Source organism: Streptomyces phaeochromogenes (assembly GCF_001418655.1).
GTDB lineage: Bacteria > Actinomycetota > Actinomycetes > Streptomycetales > Streptomycetaceae > Streptomyces > Streptomyces phaeochromogenes.
On record NZ_LIQZ01000512.1, the window covers coordinates 710 to 5997 of the forward strand.

At 71.9% G+C, this 5288-nt stretch carries 4 protein-coding genes and 1 pseudogene; 2 read left to right on the top strand and 3 right to left on the bottom strand.

Going from position 1 to position 5288, the window contains the following annotated elements:
• Nucleotides 1-187: pseudogene (locus AOK17_RS53035) on the top strand (amidinotransferase); the annotation flags it as partial.
• Here AOK17_RS53035 and AOK17_RS44305 read toward each other — a convergent pair.
• The 3 genes from AOK17_RS44305 to AOK17_RS44315 all read right to left on the bottom strand — a co-directional run bounded on the left by AOK17_RS44305 (nucleotide 176) and on the right by AOK17_RS44315 (nucleotide 3941).
• Nucleotides 176-1207 (bottom strand): small ribosomal subunit Rsm22 family protein, encoded by a 1032-nt coding sequence (locus AOK17_RS44305; RefSeq protein WP_055618318.1) that lies wholly within the window; start codon nucleotides 1205-1207, stop codon nucleotides 176-178. The pseudogene AOK17_RS53035 and the gene AOK17_RS44305 overlap by 12 nt on opposite strands.
• 236 nt (nucleotides 1208-1443) lie before the next feature.
• Nucleotides 1444-2622 carry a serine hydrolase domain-containing protein gene (locus AOK17_RS44310; RefSeq protein ID WP_055618319.1) on the bottom strand — a complete coding sequence of 393 codons (1179 nt, stop codon included), beginning with the start codon at nucleotides 2620-2622 and terminating at the stop codon, nucleotides 1444-1446.
• Nucleotides 2574-3941 carry a multidrug effflux MFS transporter gene (locus tag AOK17_RS44315; RefSeq protein ID WP_055618320.1) on the bottom strand — a complete coding sequence of 456 codons (1368 nt, stop codon included), beginning with the start codon at nucleotides 3939-3941 and terminating at the stop codon, nucleotides 2574-2576. The genes AOK17_RS44310 and AOK17_RS44315 overlap by 49 nt, the downstream gene beginning before the upstream one ends.
• A 161-nt stretch (nucleotides 3942-4102) precedes the next feature.
• Between AOK17_RS44315 and AOK17_RS44320 the strand changes: the two genes are divergently transcribed.
• Nucleotides 4103-5110: a Gfo/Idh/MocA family protein gene (locus AOK17_RS44320; RefSeq protein WP_055618321.1), complete on the top strand. Its 1008-nt coding sequence runs from the start codon at nucleotides 4103-4105 to the stop codon at nucleotides 5108-5110.
• Nucleotides 5111-5288 lie beyond the last annotated feature (178 nt).

Sequence of the window (5288 nt, forward strand, 5' to 3'; positions counted from 1 at the left end):
CGAGGACGCGGCGGCGCTCGGCCTGAACGCCGTCTCCGACGGTCTGCACGTGCTGCTTCCGCAGTCCGCGACCGGCCTCTTCGACCCGCTCCGGGAACGCGGGTACGAGCCCATCGGCATGGACCTCAGCGAACTCCTCAAGGGCGGCGGCAGCGTGAAGTGCTGCACGCAGGAGCTACGCGTCTGAGCCCTCGCCCTCGCCCTGACCCTGGGCCGGAGACAAGGACGGGGGCGGCCAGGCGTCGCCCCAGTCCGCGTCACGGGCCGCCTTGTAGAGGAGACCGTGGCGCTTCGTCACGGTCGAGCGGCGCAACTGCTCCTCGGTCTCGCACAGGTCGAGGAGCACCTGCCCCTTGCGGATCTGCGGCCGCCGTACGACCCGGGAGGCGGCCGGAGCCACCGGGAAGCGGGTGGCGGCGACATAGCTGAACTTCTCGTCCTCGTACGCCAGTGAGCCGCCCTTGACCTGCCGGTGCAGCGAGGAGCGGCTGACCCGGGCCGAGAAGTGGCACCAGTCCTCGCCGCGGACGATCGGGCAGGCGGCGCTGTGCGGGCAGGGGGCGGCGATGTGGAAGCCGGCTCCGATGAGGCGGTCGCGGGCCTCGATGACGCGGGCGTAGCCGTCCGGTGTGCCGGGTTCGATGATCACGACGGCCTGGGCGGCGGTCGCGGCGGCGTCCACGACTTCGGTGCGGGCCTGCTCGGTGAGCTCGCCGAGGACGTACGACACCGTGACGAGATCAGTGCTCTCGATGGTGAGCGCCGCTCCGATACGAGAGCGGTGCCACTCGGCGCCCTTCAACAGCGGGTTCCGCGAGGCGAGTTCACGGCCGAGGGCGAGCGCGGGTTCGGCCCAGTCGAGCACGGTCACCGGCCGCTCCTCGGGCCAGGTGGCGCTGACGGCCCAGGTCGCCGCGCCCGTCCCGCCGCCCACGTCCACATGGCGGCCCGGCGTCCACTCGGGCACGACGTCCGCGAAGGCGTCCAGCGCGGCGCGTACGGCCTCGAAGGTCGCGGGCATCCGGTACGCGGCGTACGCGGCCACGTCCGCGCGGTCGCGCAGGATCGGGGCGTCGGTCGGGGTGGTCCCCCGGTAGTTCACGATCAGCCGCTCGACGGCCTGCGAGGCCGCCTTGGTCGGCAGCCCGTCGAGCAGCCCCGCCAGGGCCACGCGCAGGGTCTCGGCTGGGGAAACGGGGGCGGTCACGGGGGAAGTCTACGAGGGGCGCGCGGGCGGTTCGGGTGAGCGGCGCTCTCCAACGAGAGCACCGCTCACAACATCCGCGAGCACCGCCGACCGAAAGCACCGCTCACCCACCAGAGCACCGCTCACAAACCGGCACAGCGCCAACGATCGAGAGCACCGGTCGCAAGCCAGAGCACCGGCCGCAGACCAGAGCGTCGCTCACAAGAAAGAGCACCGCTCACAGACCAGCGCACCGCTCACGCCCCCCGTACCGCCCGTGCCAGTCGTGTCGCCGCTGCTGCCCGGGGGCCGCTGTCCGACGGCCGACGACGCGGATGGACCGTGTTCGCCAGGAGCACCAGGAACGTGTCCGTCGACGGGTCCAGGACCAGTGACGTACCCGTGAAGCCCGTGTGGCCCGCGGCGCCGTGGCCGGCGAGTTCGCCCATGAACCAGGGCTGGTCGAGGGCGAAGCCGAGGCCGGGCGGGGAGAGGAGGAGTTCGACGTAGTCGGGGCCGAGGATGCGGGCGGTGCCGTACGAGCCGCCCGCCAGCAGCGTGCGGCACAGGACCGCCAGGTCGCCCGCCGTCGAGAAGAGGCCCGCGTGGCCCGCGATTCCGCCGAGCGCCCAGGCGTTCTCGTCGTGGACCTCGCCCCGCAGCATCCCCCGGTCCGCCTTGGCCCACGGCAGCCGCTGGTCCTCGGTGGCCGCCGCACCCGGGCGGGGTCCGAACCCGGTGGCCGTCATCCCGAGCGGCCGGGTGATGCCGTCCCGGACGAGGGCGTCCAGCCGGCGCCGGGTGATCCGTTCGAGGACGTGCTGGAGGAGCAGCATGTTGAGGTCCGAGTAGGCGTACGCGCCGCCGGGCGCGGTCAGCGGCTCCTCGGCGCGCAGCAGGGCGAGCCGCGCCCTGTCGTCCCGGCAGTCGTACAGCGGGAGTTCGGGCCGCAGCCCGGAGGTGTGGGTGAGCAGGTGCCGCACGGTGATGCCGTACTCGGCGGCGGCGGTGAAGTCCGGCAGATACGCCCCGACCCGCGCGTCGATGCCGAGCGTGCCGCGCTCCAGCTGCTGCACGGCGGCCACGCTCGTGAAGAGCTTCGTGAGGGAGGCCAGGTCGAATGGGGTGTCCGCGGTCATCGGGACGCGGGCCTCGCGGGGCAGCTCGACGCCCGCGCCGGTGACCTCGTCGTACGCGGAGTACCGCACCGCCCAGCCCGCCGCCTCCTCGACGGCGATCACGGGCCCGCGTCCGGCGACCAGTACGGCGCCCGGGGCCCAGGGCCGGTCCCCGTCGGTGAGCCGCCGGAACTCCCGTACGAGATGGGCGAGTTCGTCGGGGTCGAGCCCGGCACGTTCCGCCGTGCCGAGGCGCAGTCTCGGTGCGCTCAGCTCTCCGCTCCCTTCGCGTCCGCCTGTCTCCGCCAGGGACGGCACAGTCCCACGAAGCAGCCGACGGCGACCAGTGAACACGCCAACTGGACGACGGCCATCGGGACGGCGGTGTGTTCCCCGGCGATGCCCACGAGGGGTGTGGCGAGCGCGCCGACGAGGAAGGAGGAGGTGCCGAGCAGCGCGGACGCGGAGCCCGCTGCGTGCCGGGTGCGCATGAGGGCGAGGGCGTTGGTGTTGGGCATGCACAGGGTCATCGCCGACATGAGGACGAAGAGGCCGACGGCGATCGGGACGAGGCCCACCTCGCCGAAGACCCCGCTCGCCATCAGCAGCAGCGCGGCGGAGGCGGTGGTGATGATCCCGAGGCCGACCGCGAGCACCTTGTCGAGGCTGACCCGGCCGACGAGGATCTTGCCGTTGATCTGGCCGACGGCCACGAGTCCGATGGAGTTGACGCCGAAGAGGATGCTGTAGGTCTGCGGGGAGGCGCCGTAGATCTCCTGGATCACGAACGGCGACGCGGAGATGTAGGCGAAGAGCGCCGCGAAGGCGAAGCCGCCCGTGAGCATGTAGCCGGTGAAGACGCGGTCGGCGAGCAGACCGCGCATGGTGCGCAGCGCCTCGACGGTGCCGCCGCTGTGGCGGTGCTCGGGCGCGAGGGTCTCGGGCAGCATCCGCCAGACGACGGCGGTCAGCACGACCCCGATGACGGTCAGGATGTAGAAGACGCCCCGCCAGTCGGTGATCCGCAGCACCTGTCCGCCGATGAGCGGGGCGATGATCGGCGCGACCCCGGAGATCAGCATGAGGGTGGAGAAGAAGCGGGCCATGTCGACGCCGTCGTAGAGGTCGCGTACGACGGCCCGTGCGATGACGATCCCGGCGGCGCCCGCGAGGCCTTGGAGGAGCCGGAAGGCGACGAGGAGTTCGATGGTGGGCGCGAACGCACAGACGGCGGTGGCGACGACGTAGAGGAGCAGTCCGACGATGAGCGGCCGTCTGCGCCCCCACTTGTCGCTCATCGGGCCGACGACCAGCTGCCCGAGCGCCATGCCGGCGAGGCACGCGGTGAGGGTCAGCTGCACGGTGGCCGCGGAGGCGTGGAGCGCGTCGGTGACCTCGGGGAGCGCCGGGAGGTACATGTCCATGGACAGCGGCGGTACGGCGGTGAGGCCGCCGAGGACGAGGGTGACCAGGAGTCCCACGGAACGGCGGGCCGCCGGTGGCGGTACCGGCGCCGCCGCGGCGGCGGTCGCGGTCTCTTCGGAGACCGCGTCGGTGACCGTCTCGGTGACGGCCGCGCTCGGTATGTGCCCCTCCGGGCCGTCCTGGTCCCGCGTGGTGCGGCCACGCTCGGACATGCGCCCCTCCCTGTTTGTGGAATACGCCACCTATGCTCTCAGCTCGTACAGGTGGTCGAGACCATCGCGTTCGTGTCGTCGGCGATGTTCGGGTCGTCGACCGCGTTCGGACTCGGGTCGTCGGCCATCGGGTGATCGTGCTCATGGAGCGAGGGGTTGGGATGGCGGGAGAGCGTGTGCGGTGGGGCGTGCTGGCGACCGGTGGGATCGCCGGGGCGTTCACGGCGGATCTGATCGATCTGCCGGACGCCGAGGTGGTCGCGGTGGCGTCGCGCACCGAGGAGTCGGCGAAGGCGTTCGCGGAGCGGTTCGGGATCCCCCGGGCGTACGGCGACTGGGAGAGTCTCGCGGCGGACGAGGACGTGGATGTCGTGTACGTCGCGACTCCGCACTCGGCGCACCGGACGGCGGCCGGACTCTGTCTCGAGGCGGGCCGGAACGTGCTGTGCGAGAAGGCCTTCACGCTGAACTCGCGCGAGGCGGAGGAGTTGGTCGGCCTCGCGAAGGAGCGCGGGAGCTTCCTGATGGAGGCCATGTGGATGTACTGCAACCCGCTGATCCGGCAACTGAAGGCGCTGGTCGACGAGGGGGCGATCGGTGAGGTCCGCACGGTCCAGGCCGACTTCGGTCTTTCGGGGCCCTTCCCTCCCACACACCGGCTGCGCGACCCGGCGCAGGGCGGCGGCGCGCTGCTCGACCTGGGCGTCTACCCGGTGTCGTTCGCGCACCTGCTGCTCGGTGAGCCCTCGGAGGTGATGGCGAGAGCGGTGCTCTCCGACGAGAGCGTCGATCTCCAGACGGGAATGCTGCTCTCCTGGGAGAGCGGTGCTCTCGCTTCGTTGCACTGCTCTCTGGTGGGCGGCACGTCGACCTCCGCCTCGGTCACCGGATCCGAGGGCCGTATCGACATCCCGTCCGGCTTCTTCCACGCCGACCGCTTCGTCCTGCACCGCGACGGCCGCGACCCGCAGGAGTTCACCGCGAGCGCGGCCGACGGAACCCAGGCCAGCCTCAAACACGAGGCCATCGAGGTCATGCGCTGCCTCAACGCCGGCGAGACCGAGTCCCCCCTGGTCCCGCTGGACGGCACGCTGGCGGTCATGCGAACGCTCGACACGGTACGGAACCGCGTCGGCGTCACATATCCGGGCGAGGCGGCGCCCCTTTAGGGGCACGGGGAACTGCGCGGTCCTTCAGGGGCGCGGGGAACTGCGCAGTCCTTCAGGGGCACGGGGAACTGCGCAGTCCTTCAGGGGCACGGGGAACTGCGCAGTCCTTCAGGGGCGCGGAGAACTGCGCAGTCTTTAGGGGCGCGGGGAACTGCGCGACCAGCCACGACCGACCCGC

What these genes read in the sequence shown, in the direction of transcription:
- AOK17_RS44315 (WP_055618320.1), bottom strand. Translation starts at nt 3,941, where the DNA reads ATGTCCGAGCGTGGCCGCACCACGCGGGACCAGGACGGCCCGGAGGGG.
- AOK17_RS44320 (WP_055618321.1), top strand. Translation starts at nt 4,103, where the DNA reads ATGGCGGGAGAGCGTGTGCGGTGGGGCGTGCTGGCGACCGGTGGGATC.